17 protein-coding genes, 1 tRNA gene and 1 pseudogene are annotated in these 20859 nt (G+C 58.2%); 13 read left to right on the forward strand and 6 right to left on the reverse strand.

The annotated features are described in order from the left end of the window. The first annotated feature begins 1 nt into the window (after position 1). Together ACKFRT_RS10855 and ACKFRT_RS10860 are read left to right on the forward strand one after the other, a co-directional pair. The gene (locus ACKFRT_RS10855; RefSeq protein ID WP_408925289.1) at positions 2–1084 is read left to right on the forward strand and encodes a potassium channel family protein; all 1083 of its coding nucleotides are present in this window, start codon (positions 2–4) and stop codon (positions 1082–1084) included. A gap of 10 nt (positions 1085–1094) precedes the next feature. Next, positions 1095–3185: an ATP-dependent DNA helicase UvrD2 gene (locus tag ACKFRT_RS10860; protein ID WP_296213119.1), complete on the forward strand. Its 2091-nt coding sequence runs from the start codon at positions 1095–1097 to the stop codon at positions 3183–3185. A 42-nt stretch (positions 3186–3227) separates the two neighbouring features. Here ACKFRT_RS10860 and ACKFRT_RS10865 read toward each other — a convergent pair whose 3' ends face one another. Further along, positions 3228–4109 carry a hypothetical protein gene (locus tag ACKFRT_RS10865; RefSeq protein WP_408925290.1) on the reverse strand — a complete coding sequence of 294 codons (882 nt, stop codon included), beginning with the start codon at positions 4107–4109 and terminating at the stop codon, positions 3228–3230. A gap of 113 nt (positions 4110–4222) precedes the next feature. Between ACKFRT_RS10865 and ACKFRT_RS10870 the strand changes: the two genes are divergently transcribed. Continuing rightward, a complete protein-coding gene (locus tag ACKFRT_RS10870; RefSeq protein ID WP_408925291.1) occupies positions 4223–4813 on the forward strand; it encodes a SprT-like domain-containing protein in 591 nt (196 codons plus the stop codon). Positions 4814–4834: 21 nt separating this feature from the next. On the opposite strand, the gene ACKFRT_RS10875 is transcribed toward ACKFRT_RS10870, so the two are convergent. Next, positions 4835–6331, reverse strand: coding sequence for a zinc-dependent metalloprotease (locus ACKFRT_RS10875; protein ID WP_408925292.1), 1497 nt, complete (start codon positions 6329–6331; stop codon positions 4835–4837). A 142-nt stretch (positions 6332–6473) separates the two neighbouring features. On the opposite strand from ACKFRT_RS10875, the gene ACKFRT_RS10880 reads away from it, so the two are divergent. Continuing rightward, a complete protein-coding gene (locus ACKFRT_RS10880) occupies positions 6474–7553 on the forward strand; it encodes a PDZ domain-containing protein (RefSeq protein WP_408925293.1) in 1080 nt (359 codons plus the stop codon). Positions 7554–7556: 3 nt separating this feature from the next. On the opposite strand, the gene ACKFRT_RS10885 is transcribed toward ACKFRT_RS10880, so the two are convergent. Then, positions 7557–8117, reverse strand: coding sequence for a PPA1309 family protein (locus tag ACKFRT_RS10885; protein ID WP_296213132.1), 561 nt, complete (start codon positions 8115–8117; stop codon positions 7557–7559). Positions 8118–8245: 128 nt separating this feature from the next. On the opposite strand from ACKFRT_RS10885, the gene ACKFRT_RS10890 reads away from it, so the two are divergent. After that, the gene (locus ACKFRT_RS10890; protein WP_408925294.1) at positions 8246–11290 is read left to right on the forward strand and encodes a UPF0182 family protein; all 3045 of its coding nucleotides are present in this window, start codon (positions 8246–8248) and stop codon (positions 11288–11290) included. 96 nt (positions 11291–11386) lie between these two features. Continuing rightward, positions 11387–11460 (forward strand) — tRNA-Met (locus ACKFRT_RS10895). 126 nt (positions 11461–11586) lie between these two features. On the opposite strand, the gene ACKFRT_RS10900 is transcribed toward ACKFRT_RS10895, so the two are convergent. The 3 genes from ACKFRT_RS10900 to ACKFRT_RS10910 all read right to left on the reverse strand — a co-directional run bounded on the left by ACKFRT_RS10900 (position 11587) and on the right by ACKFRT_RS10910 (position 15670). Next, a complete protein-coding gene (locus ACKFRT_RS10900; protein WP_408924681.1) occupies positions 11587–12966 on the reverse strand; it encodes an IS3 family transposase in 1380 nt (459 codons plus the stop codon). A 63-nt stretch (positions 12967–13029) separates the two neighbouring features. Beyond that, a complete protein-coding gene (locus tag ACKFRT_RS10905; protein ID WP_408925295.1) occupies positions 13030–14214 on the reverse strand; it encodes an IS1249 family transposase in 1185 nt (394 codons plus the stop codon). Positions 14215–14530: 316 nt separating this feature from the next. Next, on the reverse strand, positions 14531–15670 hold the full coding sequence (locus ACKFRT_RS10910) for a YbfB/YjiJ family MFS transporter (RefSeq protein ID WP_011273995.1): 1140 nt from the start codon (positions 15668–15670) through the stop codon (positions 14531–14533). A gap of 498 nt (positions 15671–16168) precedes the next feature. Here ACKFRT_RS10910 and ACKFRT_RS10915 point away from each other — a divergent pair. The 7 genes and pseudogenes from ACKFRT_RS10915 to moaC form a co-directional block, all read left to right on the forward strand. Continuing rightward, positions 16169–16459: pseudogene (locus tag ACKFRT_RS10915) on the forward strand (transposase); the annotation flags it as partial. A 152-nt stretch (positions 16460–16611) separates the two neighbouring features. Further along, on the forward strand, positions 16612–17595 hold the full coding sequence (gene moaA / locus ACKFRT_RS10920) for a GTP 3',8-cyclase MoaA (protein ID WP_011273993.1): 984 nt from the start codon (positions 16612–16614) through the stop codon (positions 17593–17595). Positions 17596–17733: 138 nt separating this feature from the next. Further along, entirely contained in the window at positions 17734–17967 is a 234-nt protein-coding gene (locus tag ACKFRT_RS10925) for a MoaD/ThiS family protein (protein ID WP_005293793.1), read from the forward strand. After that, positions 17939–18385, forward strand: coding sequence for a molybdenum cofactor biosynthesis protein MoaE (locus ACKFRT_RS10930; protein ID WP_050760825.1), 447 nt, complete (start codon positions 17939–17941; stop codon positions 18383–18385). Before ACKFRT_RS10925 ends, ACKFRT_RS10930 begins: the two co-directional genes overlap by 29 nt. Next, positions 18382–19146 (forward strand): HesA/MoeB/ThiF family protein, encoded by a 765-nt coding sequence (locus ACKFRT_RS10935; RefSeq protein ID WP_077536253.1) that lies wholly within the window; start codon positions 18382–18384, stop codon positions 19144–19146. The genes ACKFRT_RS10930 and ACKFRT_RS10935 overlap by 4 nt, the downstream gene beginning before the upstream one ends. Beyond that, the gene (gene glp, locus ACKFRT_RS10940) at positions 19143–20381 is read left to right on the forward strand and encodes a gephyrin-like molybdotransferase Glp (RefSeq protein WP_011273990.1); all 1239 of its coding nucleotides are present in this window, start codon (positions 19143–19145) and stop codon (positions 20379–20381) included. The genes ACKFRT_RS10935 and glp overlap by 4 nt, the downstream gene beginning before the upstream one ends. Further along, positions 20378–20848, forward strand: a complete 471-nt coding sequence (gene moaC, locus ACKFRT_RS10945; protein WP_408925296.1) for a cyclic pyranopterin monophosphate synthase MoaC — start codon at positions 20378–20380, stop codon at positions 20846–20848. Before glp ends, moaC begins: the two co-directional genes overlap by 4 nt. The last annotated feature ends 11 nt before the right edge of the window (positions 20849–20859 follow it).

Here is a 20859-nt window from a genome sequence, read left to right on the forward strand (position 1 = left end):
GATGAAGGATCGGTTGCGCGAACGCTTCCGCGCCGACGATGAGGTCGACGAGCTACCGCCGCACGCGCTACTCAACATCGTCCGAATCCCGACGTCGGTGGAGCAGAGCCCCTGGTGGCTAATCATCCGACGGATGTTCTATGCCTTCCTGCTGGTGCTGTTTGTAGCCTGCCTGGCCTACTTCGATCGCCACGGCTACGAAGGGATGGAGACGTTTGTTGACGCCCTCTATTACGCGTCGGTATCACTTTCCACCACGGGGTATGGTGATATCTCGCCGCAGACGCAAAACGCGCGCATCGTCAACACCCTCATCATCACCCCGGCCCGCCTGGTCTTCCTGATTCTGCTGGTCGGCACTACACTGTCGGTCCTTACCGAAGAGTCCCGCAAGACGTTCAACATTCGCCGCTGGAGGAAGAAAATGCGCAACCACACCATTGTCATCGGCTATGGCACCAAGGGGCGCTCTGCCATCGCAGCCCTGCTGGCCGACGGTGTCTCGCCCTCGCAGATCGTGGTCGTGGATACGGACCGGGAGGTGCTGGATCAGGCATCTGCGCAGGGCCTGGTGACGGTTCAGGGTTCGGCGACCCGCTCCGATGTGCTGAAACTCGCCGGAGTAAACCGCGCCCGCGCCGTCGTCGTGGCGCCGAACCAGGACGATACTGCCGTGCTGATCACCCTGTCGGTGCGCGAGATCGCGCCATCAGCAACCATCGTCGCCAGCGTGCGCGAATCCGATAACTCGCACCTGTTGCGCCAATCCGGGGCCGATTCGGTAGTCATTTCCTCCGAAACTGCAGGTCGCCTGATGGGGCTGGCCACCGTCACCCCGTCCGTGACGGAGATGATGGAAGATCTGCTGTCCCCGGACGAAGGCTTTTCCATCGCAGAGAGGCTGGTCAGCGAGGAAGAGGTCGGCGGCAACCCGCGCGTGCTGGAAGACGTGGTGCTGGGCGTGGTGCGCTCCGGCGAGCTGTACCGCATCGATTCCTCCGAAGCCGAAACCATCGAACCGGGCGACCGTGTGCTGTACGTGCGCTCCAACCCCGGAGCCGACGACATCCTGGGCATGAAGTAGGGGTGCTTGAGTGAGCTCCCTGCTAGACGGACTAGACCCGGAACAGGCGAGGGCGGCCTCGGCTCCACGCGGGCCGGTGAGCATCATCGCCGGTGCGGGTACCGGTAAGACCCGAACCATTACCCACCGCATTGCCCACCTCGTCGACGGCGGCTTCGTGAACCCGGACCACGTGTTGGCCGTCACCTTCACCGCCCGCGCCGCCGCGGAGCTGCGCGAGCGCCTGGCTCTGATGAACATCCCCAAGGTGCAGGCCAAGACCTTCCACGCCGCCGCGATGCGGCAGCTAAAGTACTTCTGGCCCGCCTACGCGGGGGATCTGCCGTGGACGCTGCTGGATAATAAGTTTCGCATCGTCTCTCGCGCCGCCCGCGCCGTCGGGGTGGAAACTAGCACGGCTATGCTGGCGGACCTTATCGGGGAGATCGAATGGGCGAAATCTTCCCTCATCAGTGCCGAAGACTACCCGGATTTCGTCGAGCCCCGCCGCCGCGATTGCCCGGTGGATCCCCAGACCTTCGTTAAGGTCTTCCAGGGTTACGAGAGCCTGAAGGCCACGCCAGAGGGCATGCTACTGGACTTCGACGACCTGCTGCTGCACATGGCAGCAGCCATCGAATCCAACACCGGCATCGCCGACGAGTTCCGTTCCCGCTACCGTACCTTCGTCGTCGACGAGTACCAGGACGTCACGCCACTGCAACAGCGCGTGCTGGATGCCTGGGTGGGCGACCGCGACGACCTCACCGTGGTGGGCGATGCCAACCAGACGATCTATAGCTTCAACGGCGCCACCCCGGAGTACCTGCTGGACTTCACCACCAAGTACCCAGAATCCACCACCGTCCGCCTGCACCGCGATTACCGCTCCACCCCACAGGTGGTGGACCTGGCCAACAACGTGATCGGCAAGGCGAAGGGACGGGTGGCGGGCACCCGGCTAAAGCTGGAGGGCCAGCGCCCCGCCGGCCCGCAGCCGCAGTTCCACGAGCACCCGGACGAACCCGCCGAGGCCGTGGCGGTGGTCAAGGAAATCCAGACGCTGATCAGCAAGGGCGTGGAGCCAGCGAACATCGCGATCCTCTACCGCATCAACTCTCAGTCGGCCAACTACGAATACGAGCTAGAACAGGCCGGCATTGGCTACCAGGTCAAGGGCGGGGAGGGGTTCTTCAAACGCGCCGAGATCCGTGAGGGCATGAACGCCATCGCCGCCGCGGCGAGGAAGTACGACCCAGCCCCGGAAGACGTGCCAGACGCTATCCGCGCAGCCCTCGTGCCAGTAGGCCTGACCACCACAGAGCCTTCCGGCGCCCAGGAACGCGCCCGGTGGCAGTCTTTGCAGGCATTGTTCGAGCTGGTGAAGGAAATCACCACCACCGCCGCTGAGCCCTTGAGCATGCCGGGCGTAGTTGCGTTGCTGAAGGAGCGCATGAGCGCGAAGAACCCGCCGAAGTTCCAGGGCGTTACCCTCGCCAGCATCCACGCCGCCAAGGGGCTGGAGTGGGACGCGGTGTTCCTCGTCGGCCTCAACGAGGGCACCCTGCCGATCCGCCACGCACTCAAGGGCGCGGGGGCTGACGAAGCGATCGAGGAGGAACGCCGCCTGTTCTACGTCGGCATCACCCGTGCCCGCGAGCATCTCCACCTCAGTTGGTCGCTGGCCCGCCAGGAGGGCTCCAAGGCGAACCGCCGCCGCACTCGCTTCCTCGACGGGCTAGTCCCACAGGAAGAAGCCATCGCGAAGCAGCGCGGTACGGGGCGCGATATCAAGCGCGACAAGCTCGGCGCCCCGAAGAGTGCCTGCGTGGTCTGCGGCGCCCGCCTGGGCAGCCCCGAACTGAAAATCCTCGGCAGGTGCGGCGAGCATGCCCCCGAGACCGACCACCTTTTGCTTTCTGAACTGCGCGAATGGCGCTTGGGCCTAGCTAAGGAGAAGGCGGTGCCGGCGTATGTCATTTTTACGGACGCCACGTTGCGCGCCATCGCCGAGAAGCTGCCCACTACGTCTGACCAGTTGGTGGCCGTGCCGGGGATCGGCCCGGTGAAAGTCGAGGAGTTTGGCGAGGACGTGTTGGCGATCGTCGGCAACTACGCCTAAAACGTCTTGTGCCTTGCGCGTTACCGCCTCACTCGACAGCCACTACACCCGCACCGCCCGGCAGGAGAGGCAATTATCGTCGAAAGGCACCTGATATGTGTGCGCGGCTCCGGTGGCGAAGTCCACCAGGCGCCGCTGGGTAAGAACTTCCGGGATCGCCGGCACCTCCGGTGGTGCCTCCTGCTGCACGCGCGCCTTCCGGCGCATCCGGATGAATTCCCGCTGCGCCCGCCACCAGGGCAGCACGTGCTCGTTCACCATCATCGCCAACTGCGTGGAAGCCGCCTGGATCAGGTGCCTCTCCGTGCTGCCAGGTCTGCCCGTCGCCTGCAGTCGCACTCCGCGCCAGCCGTCGTCGATCTGCCCGTAGTAACTGTCCGCGCAGGCCAGGCACGGCGTTACGCCGGGCACCACCAACGGGCCCAATACCGACCGGCCATCCACGATCCCGGCAGGGTAGTGGGCCACACGGTTGACCATCAGCGCGTGCTGCACGTCGGGAGTGGGAAACACCGCGCCGGGAAGAACCATGAGCGACCGCCGGGCCTCGCTGGGTGAAGAGGTGATGCGGAAGCGCAAGCTCAACGCCTCTAGCACGGGCTCCAGTCGCTCGCTGGCCACTCCGGAGGCCAGTACGTGGAACTCCACGCCCGCCTGGGAGGGGCGCAAGATCTTCGCCTGCACCATCTCGGAAAGCATCAGCCGCGCGTCTTCCGGTTTCAGCCCGCAGTATCCCAGCTTCTGGTGCAGCTCGTCGAACTCGATCCCTCCGCGTGCCAACGCGAATACGTGCGCGACCTGGCCGGGGTTCACGCTCTTCGGCAACGGCAGGATCATCGACTCGTGCGGCAGCACCCCGAACTGCAGACCAATCGTCGGCCTGGCCAGGATGGCTGTGCTCGACGGCAGGTTAAGCTCTAGCATGAATGCATTCCCCTTTTAAACCCCCTAGGCAGTCGCGCTCCCCGTGCGCGCTGTGCAGTCGCCTCTCACCCTAGCAGCGCAACATGGTCTTCGCTGGTGGAAAGGATGTTCTTGTGGCCCCCTCCCTCCGGTCCCGCGCGATAGATCCGCAGCAGCTGGCCCGCGAGGTGCAAAGAGATCTGGCCCTGCAGCTGGGCGCTGAAGCCACAGTTCCGCCCGTCACAATCCGCCTGTCCACCCGTCGCAAAAAGACGGTCGCCGTGCGGGAGGAGGGCGATGGTTTTCTGGTGATGTCGCCCGCGGCCATCGGGGAGGCCGAGCTGCGCAAGATCAGCGTAGAGCTGGTGGGTAAGGCGCTGAAAAGTCGGCGTCACACAATAGGCAACAACGAGCTCGCCGAGCGCGCGGCAAAGCTCAACAACAAGTACCTCGGCAGCCGTGCGATTATCGGCGAGATCAAGTTCGTCACGAATATGAACACGCGCTGGGGTAGTTGTTCGGTGCAGTCCAAGCGCATCCGCATCGCCCACCAACTGCAGGATGTGCCTGGCTACGTGCTCGATGCGGTGATCATCCACGAACTGATCCATACTTTCGTGCCGAACCACGGGGCCGAGTTTCACCGCTGGGAAGAACGCACCCCGCAGCTGGAGAAAGCGCAGGGGTACCTGGAGGCTTTCAAGCGCTGGGGGATGCGCGGCTAGTTACTCTCTTTACTCTCTGCCTTACTTTTCGTCGCTGTCGCTGTCGCTGTCGCCGTCTTCGTCGCGCTTCTCGTTGAGCTCCCGCTCTAGCTTTTCGATCTCGCTGATGGGGTTGAAGTCCTTCATTTCGTCCTCGTCGAATGCCACGTTGCTGATGAAGGCCGCGGGGTTGTCCAGGTCGGAGGCCACCGGAAGGAAATCGGGGTGGTCCCACACACCGTCGCGTTTGGCTACGCCCACAGCGTCATCCAGCTTGCGCCACAGCTCGGCTGCCTCGTTCGCCTTGGGAGCAGTGAAGCTGATCCCGACGGCCTTGGTCAGCGCATCCATCGCAGGAGAGCCGTTGTTGCGGAACTCAGACCAGGCGGCGCCGATCATGGCCGCGCTGGGGATGCGCGAATTCAAGGCGGAGCCCACGACATAATCCACCCAGCCTTCGATGAGGGACAGGCTGGTTTCCAGGCGCTCGCGGGCGTGGGCGTTGGCAGAGACAACCTGGGGGGAGAGATCCTGGCCCTGCATCCGCTCCATCATTTCCTGCATCTTCGCGGGGTCGTTCATGGATTCCGGGGTGAACTCGCTGGTGGCCTCCTCGATCGCGGAGTAGTCCAGCGACAGGCCGGCGGCGAACTCCTCAACATCGAGGATGAGGCGCTCTACCAGCCACGGCACGTGCTTAAACAGGCGCAGGTGTGCGGCCTCGCGGGCCGCAAGGTAGATCAGCGCCTCGCGCGGTTCGCAGCCCAGCTTCTTGGCCATGGTGTCCAGGTGCTCGGTGGCGATGGCGGCGGTATCGCCCTGCGCTAGTGGCACGCCCCACTGGGTGGATAGCACTACGTCGGTGGACATCTCACCCAGCGTGTTGCCCAGCTGCGCACCGAAGTTCATGGCATTGATCTGCTTCATCATTCCCGCCAGCGGGCCGAGCTGGCTGCGCATCTCCTCCGGCACACCGCCAAGCGCAGCATCGCCTAGCTTGTCGGCCAGGGGAGTGACCACACGCTTCCATGTCTCGAAGGTTTCGTCCAGCCACTGCGCAGGGCTGAAGGCCACGGAGCCGGACGCGCCGGCGGGCAGGTTGGTCACCTCGTCCAGCCACAGCTCGGCCAGACGCACAGAGTCGGCCACCGCCTGGGAATCGTTGTGGCTGGGAGTGGTGTCCTTGGAAGTAGCCGCGATCCGCTGGCGGGCGGTGCGCTTGGCCAGCGCGTAATTCACCGGCCCCTTACCCTCGGAGCTATTCATGTCTGAACCGAAGCCGGAGAGCATAGAACCGAACTGGTTCAGGATGTCGCCCAGGTTGCCAGCGCCCATGCTGCCACCCATGCCGCCGGAGCCCATACCGCCGGCGCCGCCGCTGCCCATCGGGCCGCCGAAGAAGAAGCCGAACGGGTTGCTGTCGTTCCCGTTGTTCTCGTGATCACCGTTATCGCCGCGGTGGTTGTCCTTATCGCGGTCCTTGTCGCGGTCGTCATCGGAATCGTGCGGGCCGTGGAAGCCAAAGCCGAATTTACTCATGTATCCCACCGTACCGACTGTTGCAGGGCGAAAACGACCTCGAAAGGCTGCCGTAGCGCCTAATTCCGTGTGCTGAGAGCGAACATCGCCGAGCTGCCCCGGGTGGGCAAACCTGGCAGAGGATGCATGTAAAGTTAGGCGGGTGAAATTCTGGAATAGGCGAAATCGCACCGTCGTCGTGGGCGCTGTGCCCGTCGTGGCGATCTTTTCCCTCCTCGGGCTGCCGTCGATCCCGGGCACAGACATCGACCTGACCGTCCCCTATGCCGCAGAGGGCAGCGGGCCGACGTTCGATACGTTGGGCGAAGTCGATGGCCGCGAAGTCGTGGAAATCAGCGGCGCGAAAACCCACCCCACCAGTGGGAATCTGAACATGACCACTGTGTCTGTGCGTACGAACATGACCCTCGCCCAGGCCCTGAAGCGCTGGTTCACCACGGACGACACCCTGGTTCCGATCGAGCACGTCTTCCCCTCTGGAAAGTCCTCGGAAGAGGTGCAGCGCCAGAACGCTGCCGCCTTTGCCAACTCGGAATCCAACGCCACGATTTCGGCCATGAATCACCTGAACAAGCCCCTGGAGACGATGGTGTTGGAAGTCTCCCAGGACTCCCCGGCGCAGGGCAAGATCGAGGTCAACGACATCGTCACCAAGGTCGATGGCCAGAAGATTACGCTGCCCAGCGAACTGTCCGAGAAAATCAAGGGCCACCGCCCGGGCGATGAGGTCACCATCACCGTCAAGCGCCAGGGCAAGGAAAAGGACATCGAGGTCAAGCTCGACGAGCTGCCGGAGGATGTGCGTGGCGACCACCCGAAGGGCACCGCGTTTCTGGGCGTGACGACTGTCGCCCAACCCGGCGGCGACATCAAGGTGGAATACAACCTCACCGACATTGGCGGCCCGTCCGCTGGCCTCATGTTCTCTATGGCGGTTGTCGATAAGCTCTCGCCCGAGGAACTGACAGGTGGGAAGTTCGTCGCCGGTACCGGAACTATCGACGCCGCAGGCAAGGTCGGCCCCATTGGTGGCATCACTCACAAGATCGCCGCCGCCAAGGAGGCCGGTGCAGAGGTGTTCCTCGTGCCGGAGCAGAACTGCGCCGAGGCCGTCCACGAGCCGCCGGAGGGAATTACCCTGCTGAAGGTCGATACGCTCGACGACGCGATCAAGGATCTGCAGGACTACAACGACGGCAAGCAGGCCGATACCTGCACGTAGCTTCTACTCGTCGGCCTCGAAGGTTGCGCGCAGGGTATGGATCACGCCAGGGGCGATGTCGTCCCCGCCTAGCAGCTGCACCTTGTCCTGGCCGAAGGGATCTTCCGCAAGCTCCTCCTCGCTGGGGCGTAGCTGAATGAGGGAGCGTTCGGGGCCGGAAAAGTCGGCGTCACAAAGAAGTCCGCTAAACAGACGAGCTTGGCGCGGGGCAGGATCGGCCCCCGGCGCGGCGTTGGAAAAGGTGATTTCCTGCGCGAGGATCGCGCCGACGACGGGCGCGGGCCAACGGATGGTGGCTAGGAACTGGCCGAGCTCTTCGCTGCCGGGGCGAATGTCCTCGGGGATGTCCTCCTGCACGACGAGGGCCAGGGGGTTGGCCGGGGCATCGTCGTCGAAGGCCTGCGGTGCGGCATCGGCGATCAGCGTGGCGGGTACCAGGGCGAACAGTGTGGCGGGCTGATCCCACCCCTCGGCCTGCACGAAGTCCACGGCCTCGCGCAGCGCGGCATTGAGCACACGCTCGTCCTGCAGATCGACGGACGGGAAGGAATCGGGTGAGGTCATGCGCGATGCCTTTCTAGGGTCGGGGGGGTTGGGAGTTGTTATGACGCTGTAAGAATTGTACGTATTCTGGTGGAAACATCGCGATCAGCGATAGAGACAGGCGCGATTAGTAGGAGAGTAACTAAGCCTTGAGCACGCCCACGCCACCGCCTTCGAACCGCCCGAAGCCGCAGTTCCCGTCCGCCCCAGGGTCGAGCAGTCGCTCGAAAATGCTGGGAATCCTGGTGGCGATCATCGCCATCGCCATCTTTATCGTGCCGGTGGTGGTGAGCACGTACACCGATTTCGCCTGGTTCCGCAGCGTGGAATACCAGGGAGTGTTCATGAATGTGATACTCACCCGCCTGGCACTGTTTGCGATCTTTGGGCTTTTCGGGGCGTTGATCTCCTGGCTGGCAGCATTCTTGGCCTACCGGGCGCGGCCGGACGAGATCGACTCGCTGGGGTCCTCTTCGCCGTTGGCGGAGTACCGTCCGCTGATTCGCCGCAATATGCGCCCGTTCCTGGTGGGAATTCCGCTGTTCGTCGGTGTGATTACCGGCATGATCGTGCAGACCAACTGGCGCTCCGTGCTGTTGTTCCTCAATGGTTCGAACTTCGGTGTGCACGACCCGCAGTTCGATAAAGACCTAGGTTTCTACGCCTTCAACCTGCCTTTCCTGCAGATGTTGGTTTCTACCTTTAGTGTGCTGCTGCTTCTAGCCTTCGTGATTAACGGCATCGGCCACTACCTACTGGGTTCTATCACGACGGGTAACCCGCGTGTAGGGGAGAAGGCTCACATCTCCGTTGGCGCCCGCCGCCAGTTGGCAGTAATCGCCGGCGTGTGGATGCTGCTGAAGGCGGTCGGTTACTGGTTTGACCGTTACGGGTTGCTTACTCGTTCGCACGAAACTTTTACCGGTGCTTCCTACACGGACGTGAACGCGGTGCTGCCGGCGCAGATCGTGTTGCTGGTGATCTCGATCTTCGTGGCGGCCATGTTCTTTGTCACCATCGTGCTGCGCGATCTGCGCATTCCGGCGCTGGCAGTGGCGCTGATGGTGGGTTCCTCGCTGACGGTGGGGTTGGCGTGGCCGGCGATGCTGGAGCAGTTCTCCGTCAACCCGAACCGTGCGGAGAAGGAGCGCGAGTACATTGCCCGCAACATCGAGGCCACTCGCTACGCCTACGGCATCGGCGACGACAAGGTTTCTTACGACCGCGATTGGGGTTCCTCGCAGGATGCCGCCTCGAAGGAGCAGAAGAAGGCCGTGGCCGACGACTCGGCCACCCTCTCCAATGTTCGCCTGCTAGACCCCGAGGTGCTGAGCCCGACATTCACCCAGCAGCAACAGCTGCGTAACTTCTACGGCTTCCCGGACGAGCTGGCTATCGACCGCTACAAGGTAGACGGCGAGATGCGTGATTTCGTGGTGGCAGCTCGAGAACTGAACCCGAACACTCTGGACGGTAACCAGAACGACTGGATCAACCGCCATACCGTATACACGCACGGTAACGGTTTCGTGGCCGCGCCCGCCCGCAAGGTTGATGAGGTTGCCCGCGATGTCGGTTCGGCACGCGGTGGCTACCCGGTGTACACGGTCGCGGATCTGCAGTCGATGAACTCCGGCAAGCAGGGCGGCGAGCTGAAGCTGGACGTTAAGCAGCCGCGCATCTATTTCGGCCCGGTTATCGCATCGTCGGCGCAAAGCAACTCTGATTATGCGATTGTCGGCAACACCGAGGGCGAGCCGCTGGAGTACGATACCGACGCTTCTAATTACTCCTACACCGGTACGGGTGGCGTGGATGTGTCCAACTACTTCAACCGCCTGATGTTCTCGGCCCACTTTGAGTCGATGAACATGCTGCTGACCGACCGTATCGGCGAGGGTTCTAAGATCCTCTATGAGCGCGATCCGCGCGAGCGTGTGCACAAGGTTGCCCCGTGGCTGACCACGGATTCCAAGACCTACCCGATCGTCATTGATGGCCGCGTGAAGTGGGTCGTCGATGGTTACACGACGTTGAACAACCTGCCCTACTCCGAGCGGATTGGGCTTACTGATTCTACTGCGGACGCCCTTAATCCCAATGGCGTGAGTGAGACCCAAGTCGTTGACAACGAGGTTGGTTACATTCGCAATTCCGTGAAGGCCGTGGTCGATGCCTACGACGGCAGCGTGGACCTGTACGCCTTCGACGAGTCCGACCCAGTGCTGAAGGCGTGGCGGGGAGCATTCCCGGATGTGGTGAAGCCGCGCTCCGAGATCAGTAAGGAGCTGGAGAATCACCTGCGCTACCCGGAGGATATGTTCAAGGTGCAGCGCGAGCTCATTGCCAAGTATCACGTCTCTGACCCAGGGGTGTTCTTCCAGAACGACTCGTTCTGGTCTGTGCCGACGGATCCGACCGCACCTCAGGATCGCCAGGATAACGCGCAGCCGCCGTACTATGTCGTGGCAGCGGACCCGAAGACGAATAAACCTTCCTTCCAGCTGATCACCCCGTTCCGCGGCTTGCGTCGTGAGTTCCTGGCGGCGCACATGTCCGTGGGCTCCGACCCGGATAACTACGGACAAATCAGCGTGCGGGTGCTGCCGACGGGAACGCAGACGCTGGGCCCGAACCAGGCACAGGACACGATGATGTCCTCCGACGAGATCGCCCGCGAGCGCACCCTGTTGAAGGGTACGAACGACCTGACGAACGGCAACCTGCTGACGTTGCCGGTGGGCGACGGGCAGATCCTGTACGTCGAGCCGGTGTACTCGCAGCGCAGTGGCCAGGATTCGGCCTTCCCGAAGCTGCTGCGCGTGCTGGTGAGCTACAACGGCCAGGTGGGCTATGCCCCGACCATTGCCGAGGCTCTGAGTCAGGTGGGCATCAACACGTCCTCCACCACTGACATCCGGGAGATCGACGGCTCGGTAGTGGATCCGAATAAGAACAAGAGCGATAAGTCCAAGGACGACAAGAAGTCCGACGCGAAGGGTACTGCCGGCAAGTCTGGCCAGAGTGATTCCGACAAGTCTGAAGACAAGGGCACTGATACCGCTCCGGAGCAGCGCGTGCGCGATGCGATGGACAAAGTGAATAAGACCCGCGAGTCCGGCACCTTCGAGGAGTTCGGTAAGGCGCTGGACGAGCTGGATAAGGCAGTGCAGGACCTGCAGACTGAGCGCTAGTCTCTGGTGAAATCGCCTATGACCAGGCGATTTCACTTTATCCAAGCTCTGCGTTACAGTAGGGGAGTCGCTGACGCGATGGCGTACAGCACTCGTCGCGGGGTGGAGCAGCTCGGTAGCTCGCTGGGCTCATAACCCAGAGGTCGTAGGTTCGAATCCTGCCCCCGCTACAAATTGATCCCCTCGTTGGTTTAGATACCGGCGAGGGGATTTTCTCGTTGAGAAGGCCTAGTCCAAGTCGAATAGGGGTTAAAGGACAAAAGGGGATGCGGACGTTTTTTTGGACAGTTTCAATCTCACGCTACATTGACTTTTCGGTATTCGGCAATGCTCAAACCATCGAGGCTGATCTTGATTCGGTAATCGTTGTAGAACTCAATGTATGTCGCGATTGCTTCTTTGAGCTCTTGGGGGTTCTGCCAGGTTCTGCCGTAGTACATTTCGTTTTTCATTCGGCCGAAGAACCCCTCGCATGCTGCATTGTCGGGGCTACAACCTTTCTTCGACATCGAGCGAAGTATTCCGAACTTCTCGGTCATACTTCGCCAGCTGCTGCCTCGATAATGTGCTCCGCGGTCTGAGTGAATCACCAAGGAGCCATCCATTGCCGGCTTTTCGGTTGCGATTGCTGCGCACAAAGTTTCTTCTGCTAACTCCATGGTGGGATGAACACTTGTTTTTGCTGCCACGACCTTCCCGTCAAAACAGTCGATGATGGCAGACAGGTACACGCGACCTTGGTTAGTAGCGAAAACACTGATGTCAGTCAGCCACAACCGATTTGGATGCTCAGCATGAAAATTGCGGTTCACCAGGTTAGGTGGTGCGGGAGAAATTTCCCCTTGATAGCTGGAGTAACGCCACTTTCGTTTCGGGAACCAGGGACGAATTCCCTCTTCGTGCATGAGACGGCGGACGACCTTCTCACTGATAACGATCCCGCGATGGCGCAGTTCCCACCAAAGTCGGCGATAGCCGTAGGTGTTATTCGACTCAGAACTAATCTCATGAAGCAATTCGCGGATATGCGCGTGCTTATCCGGAGCAAATCGCTGTTGGAGTTGGTAGTAGAAGCTTGATACCGCAAGATCAATAGCAGCAAGCAGCATAGATAACGGAAACTCGCCGCGTAACGCGTCAACCACTTCAGCCTTGTGCTTATTGCTGAGCTGACCCGGGATGACGCTGACGTCTTTTTTTACAAGTTCCAGCTCCTTTTCCAAAACAGCCTTGTCAACGAGCAGTTGAGCCATTTGCTTTTTCAGTTCTGCAGGATCATCGGCTAATGATTTCTCGAATGCTGCTCGGGTGGGCATGCGAGTGTGCTCTTTGCGTTCTCTTTTCGACATCAAACCCCATTTTCCCTCTTCACGGTGGCGTTGTGCCCAAGAATAGACACTCATCTTTGAGCGCAGCTCGCATTCCACAGCGATGTCAGCTGGCCTCCAACCAGCGTTGAAGAGCTCAACAGCACGAAGCTTGACCTCAAACGGGTAGCGGGTCAATGTTTTTGACTGTTTGCGGGGTCGACCAGGTTTGGCGGGTTCACGCAACCATTTGTACAGCGTCCATCGCCCTGGATAACCAAGTTCACGGACGGTCTTGGTCACCGATTGAGTGCGCTTGTAAACCTGCAGAGCTCTGCGTCGCTGCTCCTTGGTGTATGAGCGGTTCATGATGGAATCCTCCAAGATTCCGTCCGCATCCCCAAAAGTGTGTCTTTCCCGGGTGTGTCGTGGCTATTTGACCCAGCCTTTTTGGATGCCGAGGTTGTGTTGGTAGCTGGTGTCGATGGCGGTGTCGTATTCTGCTGGTGCACCGATGTCATTGGTAGTGGCTGTGGTGTCGTGGGTGATCAAGTTTGTTGCTGTGGAAAGTGCGTCTTGACCCCATCGCTGGTCCCTGGCGATCTTGACCGGATCGTCAGGGACTTCTGTATGTAGGTACAGCCACCAATCCATTACTGTGCGTTGATGCGGTAGTGATAATCCGCGGTGTCTGCGGGCTAGTTCTTTTATTGGGGCGTTGATGCCGCCTTCGAGACTGTTTGTTGTTGCTGCTAGTCCGTCAGGATTGATGGTTGTTGGTGGTGGTTGCAGGTAGGTAAACAACAGGTCTCTGCGGTGCAGGGATAGCAATGATTGATAGGCCGCTCGGACGCGTTGGTGGGTGTAGACCCTGCTGTAGGCACCGCTGGCAGGGTCGCGGATGGTGGTTTTCTCGTTCATCCACACCTGGTAGGTGTGGCTGAATTCGTGCAGGTGTGTGACCCATTCGGTTGCGTGGTCAAGGTCTGTGATGCCAGTGAGTTTCAGGGCTAGACGGTAGATGGTTTTGCCTGCGTCAGTGCGGGGATTGCTGGTGGTATGGCGGCGGACTGTTCGTTGGGCGTGGACGAGGCAGCGTTGGATGCGTGTTGTCGGCCAGCAGTGGTGGATGGCTGATTGGGCGCCTTGTCCGCCGTCTGTCACTGCGACAAGTGGTGCGGCAATGGGGCGTAGGAGTTCGGTGTAGGCGGCGGTGGTTTCATGTCTGGCCCAGGTCCAGTTGATGACGTGGGTTTTGCTGGCAGCGATAAGGAGGCAACCAGATTTTAGGTAGGTCGCGTCGAGGAAGATCTGGTCGTAGATACGGAAAGTATCGATGGTGGGTGTGGGGATGATCCACCAGCACCAGTGGAAGCGGCGTTGCAGTGTTTTCGCTGAAACGTGTTGTGTAACTGCAATGTGTGACAGTGGTTGGGTGCCGGTGACCCATTGGATGAACCAGGTCATGGTAGCGGCGTTTTTGTTGTGTGTTTGGGTGCTGCGGGTAAAGGAGTGTCCGCATGTGGTGCAGCGCCAGCGGGTTGTTCCTTTGCTGGTGGTGCCGTTTCTCTTCATTTGCCCAGTACATACGGGGCATCGTGGTCTGTTAGGTGTCACCGGCAAAGCTAACCAACATCCGGCTACCACACTGGGACGCCGTTCCGGTGGATTGAAGGAAAAACGCGCCCGAATAAGGTCTGGAACCTTATTCAAGCCCGCTTTACATAGTCTGATCAGCAGATATGCTGGAAACCAGACACATTTTTGTCACTTAACCCGCGGTAATTTTCACTGAATCAGCGTATTGCAAAAATGGAGCCATCTTCGGTGAAAACTACGAGCCATTAATATTGTATGGTAGAACTCTCATTTCAGTCGTGACGGCCGCCTTTGGCGCCAAGGATGATTGCAACAAAACGAAGATAAACGCTTATCACAACCGTGAAAGCTTAATTGTTGCCATGCCGATGGCGATAGCGATAGTCGCAATAATAAATGATGCTTTAATTGAATCTGATAAAAATAGCCCGATAACTGCTGGTCCTACGACTTGTCCTAGGCTATACCAAGTCGTTAATCGGGCAGCCCCGCCATTTATTCCATAGGCGACGCCTATTGAGATTGTAAGCATTGTAATCCCCATGAAGGTAGCGCCGAAAATTATTGCGGCAACCATTAGTAAGAAAACTGAATTTCCAAAAATAGCTGCAATCGCTCCACCAACTTGAAGTGTATAACAGCTAAGTAGCGTATGGCGCCGACCGTAACGCTTTGCCAATGCTGACCAGAGGTAGGGTGAGGGAATTGCTGCGATGCCAGCCACGGCCCATGTGATGGCGGCTGCTGATGAGCCGAAAACAGGGTTAGCTAGTATAACGAGATAGGTTCCGATAATAATGTACCCAAAGCCTTGAAAGAAATAGCCTGTATCTAATAATCGGAAAGCTCGCTTAAACTCCGAAGTAGATCGATCCGCGGAACTGTCCGGAATCTTTCGATTTCTAGGGGGCGCTTCAGTGCTAATGGGCCAGGTCCAAGCTACGATGCTAAATAGGGTACTAATTAGGGCGGCAGCTCCCCATAAGTGTGCCCATGCCAAGGTTTGGCCTAGTAGCCATACTGCTATTCCAGAAACAGTGATGCCTAATCCAACACCACCATAAACAAAACCAACCAGAGAAGGGGAGTGTAAATTCTGGCTGGCAAACTGTGTAATACACACGAAGATGAATGCAGACGCTATTCCAGCCAAAAATCGAATGAAACTATGTATTCCTGGGTTATCTGTCAATGCCATTGTGGCAAGCAGTAATGTCGAGCAAATTAGCGATCCACGATAAACGGGCGCCGTTTTGGGAACCCAGTCTTTAGAAAGGGCTAATGATCCGAAAAGATAACCAAGATAGTTTGCTACTGCAATCCAAGACGAGATGGAGCTTGACCAGTTTAGAGCGGCCGCCATGAGGGGAAGTAGTGGAGTATAGAAGAACCTGCCGATTCCCATTGCTACTGCAAGTCCAAGTGTGCCTTGAATGCTTGAAAATGGTGCTCGCTTATATCTGGATTCTGCCATTTATGAAGTTCCTTGTAGCTATCCCTCTTCGGTTCGTTGAGTCACTTTATTTCCCTCTACTGCTGTGGGCAACCCGGGATCTGTACCAGGATGAAGGATCATTTCGGTAGTATCTCGGTTGCGTCCCTTAATTCGGTGTATCTGTAGCCCGCGGTAAACCTCGAGTCAGTGCGCATTGGGCGATCATTGCGTGTAACTATCGAATCAACTCCTACCTACTCTTGAAAGAAACGCACTTTCGGTGGCCGTGAAATTTCCTTAGGGCAATCCCACTATCTATTCCCAAGGCTTACTGCCCCAAATTTTCCCAGATTTGCCGCGTCAAATGCCCGGAGATTTCATTAATCAGATTATCTCTACTTAGGCTGACAGCGTCTGCGGCGGCAAGTGCGCCACCGTATAGCCAGAAAGGACTAAAACCCGTCATGGACACTGCCGCGGCCAACTTGACACCAGAGTCGGGTTTGTGACGTAGCCATCTCTAAGCTGCGTACGGAGCCGGGCCCGCTGGCGATTACGGCAGCGCCGTCAGCAGTGTGGCCCAGATCTGGTCGAATACCCCGCTGTTGGACTCAATCGGAAGATTCGACGATGCACGAATAACGTGGGAATCTTCCCGGATCGTGCTGCTTTCATTCGCCTTGTTGGCGCGGAACGGGCTGAACAACATGATGGGTGGATACAGCAAAACGTTACATTTCGCTGACTAGTCTGGCCCAGACCAAACAGGTCATCGCAGCCAACGCTGTCGACGGCATTGCTACTGGCAGCAGGGAAATCGCCACATGATCACCACCTGCTGTTCGCGAGTTGACCCATGACACACAGTCCAAAGATAGCCACAGATACGATAGCCAGATACGCCATTAGGGCTTGACCTATTTCAAGAGCGAGCGTACATAAGCGTACATAGATGAGATGCAAGATTTGGAGGTTATTCGATGAAGCTTGTGGACAAATTCGGTAGGGTAGCGACTGATTTGCGTATCTCTCTGACAGATCGGTGTAATCTCCGATGTACTTATTGTATGCCTGCTGACGGTATGGATTGGTTCCCTACATCGAACCTACTCTCTGATTCCGAGGTCGTACGGTTGGTGAAAATCGGGGTTCGAGACCTAGGCGTAACAAAGGTACGGTTTACTGGTGGTGAGCCGCTTCTACGCAAGAACCTTGAGGGGGTTATTGCTGAGATTTCAGAATTGGAACCTCAACCAGTTCTGGCCTTGACGACTAACGCAACTGCACTTACGCATCGCGCCGAGAAGCTGCGAGAAGCTGGGCTTAGCAGAGTCAATATTTCTTTGGACACCGTGAATCGCTCCCGATTCGCTGCGCTGACTCGGAGGGATCGCCTACTCGATGTGCTGCGGGGAATTGAAGCGGCGATTTCCACGGGCATGACAGTAAAAATCAATGCTGTTTTGCATCATGAGGATGATCCGGCAGCGCTTTTGTCTTATGCTTTGCGTGTTGGCGCGTCGCTGCGTTTCATCGAGAACATGCCAATTGGCACGGAGAAATGGGATCCATCAGTTGTAGTGACCAGTGCTGCCGTGAAAGAGAGGTTGACCGATGCTGGTTTTGAGTTGGGGCTTGCGCGCGAGCGAGGATCAGCACCAGCTGAGGTTTTCCCGGTGAGGGGAAAAGGTCTCCCAGATGGAGATGTGGGCTTCATTTCGTCGGTGTCTGAGCCTTTTTGTGGTGCGTGTTCGCGTACCCGCATCACTGCTGATGGAAAGGTTCGCTCGTGCCTTTTCTCGACAAGGGAAACAGATTTGATGGAGCTAATGCGCGGTGGCGCTACTGATAGTGAGATAGCTGCTGTGTGGCGTCAGGCGATGTGGGGGAAACCTCGTGAGCACGGTATCGAGCAAGTCGGGTTTGCGACGCCGTCGCGGACGATGTCAGCCATCGGTGGGTAGGTATCGAAGTGATCTGTCCGAGTGGTGTGCTTTTGGCAACGGTACGGCACGTTGGTAAGGGTACCGAGACTGCCGTATCGAAAACGAAAAGCTATTTTACTCTTAAAAGAGAGATTTGAGGTGAAAATTAACGTGAAGGTGGAATTCTTTGCGGCCGCCGCTAGTGCGGCGGGGTGTTCGGAACGTGATATTCAGGTTGACGGTAGAGTCGTTCTTTCAACCGTGTTGAACACACTGCGACAGGAAAACTCTGAGCTCGCACGGGTTTTGGAACATTCCACGTTCCTTGTTGATGGTGTGCGGGCTCGGCGGGATTCGTTGGTGGGGCCTCAATCAGAGCTCCATGTTTTGCCTCCATTTGCGGGAGGATAGGAGAGTGCCATACGCATTTATTTCGGTACAGCCTCTTGATGCCCAAGCATTGGAAGAGTTAGCTGAGGATGAGCGCTGTGGTGCAACTGTCGTATTTCGCGGCGTGGTACGAAACCACGATGGAGGACAACTCGTAGCTGGTATTCAGTATTCAGCGCATCCTTTCGCCGAAGATGCTTTGGCGGACATCGCCGAGGGCGTTGCGAAGCGAGACCAAGTTCACCAGGTTGTAGTGGCTCATCGAGTAGGTGATTTGGAGGTTGGGGATGATGCTTTCATTGCAATTGTCTCTGCAGAGCATCGGGCTGAGGCGTTCTCGGCCTGTTTAGATATCGTTGAAGAGATCAAAACGCGCGTCCCGATTTGGAAACTCCAGCAGTTTTCTAACGGCTCTACGAGTTGGAGTGGTCTTCCGTGAAAGGCCTTAGTGAGAAGGCATTAGCACTCCATAATCCCGTTAGATCGCTATCTCCCCGTGAGCGAGAGCGGCATCAACGCACAATCTCAGTTATTGGGGAAGAAGGCCAGGCGAGACTACTTGCTGCCCGGGTGCTTGTCGTGGGCGCTGGTGGCCTTGCCAGCCCAGTACTGAGCTACTTGGCTGGCATGGGGGTTGGGCACATTGGGCTGTGCGACGCTGATGTCGTCGAGACCGGTAACCTACCACGCCAAATAATCCATAATGAGGCGGCACTGGGAATGCCAAAGACTTCCTCAGCGCGTAGGAGCATTGAAGCACTTAACTCGGATGTCGATGTGGCGGAATACGGTTGGGCTATGCCAAATTTGCTGGACCAAGTTGCGGGAAGCTACGACATTGTCCTCGATTGTTCTGACACTTTCGAATCGAAATACACCGTGGCCGATTGGTGTGCGGGGTCTGGGCATCCTCTGGTATGGGCGGTGGTCGCAGCGACTACTTGGCAGGTCTCAACATTCTGGTCAACTAGTCCGAATAAACCGACGACTCTTAGAGACCTACATGCTGCTCCGCCTCCACCTGGTGCTGTTCCGACCCCTGCCGCGATGGGGGTCGTCGGACCTGCTGTTGGAGTGTGTGGTTCCCTGATGGCCGGAGAAGCGATGAAGCTATTGACAGGTTGTGGGAGTCCACTCATTGGCCGTGTCGCAGTCGGCGACGTTAAGTTTTCAGATTTTAAGGTGTGGCGATTTTTATGATGACTCCTGAAGAGTACTCAAACCGCTTGCAACGCTTAGTTAGGGTTACTCCAGTTGAGGAGGTGTCGGTCGGCGAAGCAGTGGGGCAGTGCTTAGCGGAAGCCGTGCGAGCTGAGGTTCCGGTGCCGCCCTTCGACAACTCATCAATGGACGGCTATGCAGTGGCTTACCGCGATATTGCGGTTCTCGCTGAGAGCTCGACAGGGTCGGTAACCTTACCAGTTTCAGGTGATATTCCGGCAGGGGCAGTACCTCGAGCGCTGCGTGGAGGAACCGCGATGAGAATCATGACAGGCTCGGTTCTGCCCTCCGGAGCGGATACTGTCGTTCCTGTAGAGCTCACGGATCAACCCCCGGGTGCTGGACCTGCACCACGGGAGGTGACAATTACCGGACACGTAGAGCAGGGAGCGAGTATCCGTTTTAGAGGGCATGACATAGAACGAGGAAAGATGGTCGCTTCCGCCGGCGAGCGAGTCACTCCGTCACTTCTTGCGGGAGTTCTCGCGGCTGGTGTTGCCAGGGTGTTGGTTCATAGGCGCCCGCGCGTAGCGGTGATTGTTACTGGAGACGAACTAACGGAGGCCGGTGAATCGTTACATCTAGGGCATATTCCCGATTCCAACGGCCCGATGCTGGCATCGTTGGTAAGACAGGCGGGAGCGGACATTGTTCAGCAGTCTCGCAGCGTAGACCGGGAAGATGAGTTCCTTTCGCTACTTTACAAGGCTGCTTCGTGCGCCGATTTAATTCTCACCACAGGCGGTGTGTCTGCAGGAGCCTTCGAAGTGGTGAAGCAGGCTATGTCAATAGAGACCAAGGATGCTGATTCGCCTCGAATGAGCTTTGTAAAGGTTGCTATTCAACCTGGAAAACCGCAGGGGTACGGTACCGCAGATGGGACACCGATTATCGGGCTTCCGGGAAATCCTGTCAGTGCGTTTACGAGTTTCCATGTTTTTGTTCGGCCGTTTCTCTCCGCGTTGTCGGGGGGTCCGGGCATGCTTTCAACCCAGCCTGTAGAAGTCGGTACGGGCTGGGTGTCGCATCAGGGAAAAGCACAGGTTATGCCTGTATGTCTGGTACCGAAGGCGGTGCCATCTCATGCATTGGGCTCGGCATCGCACGCCATAGCTAGCCTTCATCGGGCCGACGCCTTGGCGCTGATTCCGCTAGAAGTTACGCAAGTGAAACCGGGCATGATTGTGGACGCGATAATCTTGGAGGGAAAATGAGGTTCACGCACCTGACTTCGACGGGAGAGGCACACATGGTCAATGTGGCCGCTAAGCAGCCGACTATCCGAACCGCAACAGCTACCGGAATAGTAGATGTATCACCGGAAGTCCTCGCAGCGATTCGAAGTGGGGAAGTTCCCAAGGGGGATGTACTTGCTGTGGCAAGGATCGCCGGAATTCAGGCAATTAAGAAAACTCCGGATTTGCTTCCCCTTGCTCATGTCATAAGTGTGCAAGGGGCACAAGTTGAAATTGACGTTACCGAAAGTGAGATACTCATTTCGGTCGAGGTGACTACCGCCGACCGGACAGGCGTTGAAATGGAAGCATTGGTGGGCGTGAGTGCGGTTGCGTTAGCCATCGTGGATATGGTGAAAAGCGTAGACCGTACGGTGACAATTAGGGAAGCAAAGATAGTTAGGAAGACTGGCGGCCGTTCGGGTACTTGGGTTCGCGAGGATTAGCCGCCCCGCAC

This window comes from Corynebacterium jamesii (assembly GCF_046097395.1).
Taxonomy (GTDB): Bacteria; Actinomycetota; Actinomycetes; order Mycobacteriales; family Mycobacteriaceae; genus Corynebacterium.

Coding starts and splice junctions, on each gene's coding strand:
- ACKFRT_RS10855 (WP_408925289.1), top strand. CDS start 2: ATGAAGGATCGGTTGCGCGAACGCTTCCGCGCCGACGATGAGGTCGAC.
- ACKFRT_RS10865 (WP_408925290.1), bottom strand. CDS start 4,109: ATGCTAGAGCTTAACCTGCCGTCGAGCACAGCCATCCTGGCCAGGCCG.
- ACKFRT_RS10875 (WP_408925292.1), bottom strand. CDS start 6,331: ATGAGTAAATTCGGCTTTGGCTTCCACGGCCCGCACGATTCCGATGAC.
- ACKFRT_RS10885 (WP_296213132.1), bottom strand. CDS start 8,117: ATGACCTCACCCGATTCCTTCCCGTCCGTCGATCTGCAGGACGAGCGT.
- ACKFRT_RS10900 (WP_408924681.1), bottom strand. CDS start 12,966: ATGAACCGCTCATACACCAAGGAGCAGCGACGCAGAGCTCTGCAGGTT.
- ACKFRT_RS10910 (WP_011273995.1), bottom strand. CDS start 15,670: ATGGCAGAATCCAGATATAAGCGAGCACCATTTTCAAGCATTCAAGGC.
- moaA (WP_011273993.1), top strand. CDS start 16,612: ATGAAGCTTGTGGACAAATTCGGTAGGGTAGCGACTGATTTGCGTATC.
- ACKFRT_RS10930 (WP_050760825.1), top strand. CDS start 17,939: ATGTTTTGCCTCCATTTGCGGGAGGATAGGAGAGTGCCATACGCATTT.
- glp (WP_011273990.1), top strand. CDS start 19,143: ATGATGACTCCTGAAGAGTACTCAAACCGCTTGCAACGCTTAGTTAGG.
- moaC (WP_408925296.1), top strand. CDS start 20,378: ATGAGGTTCACGCACCTGACTTCGACGGGAGAGGCACACATGGTCAAT.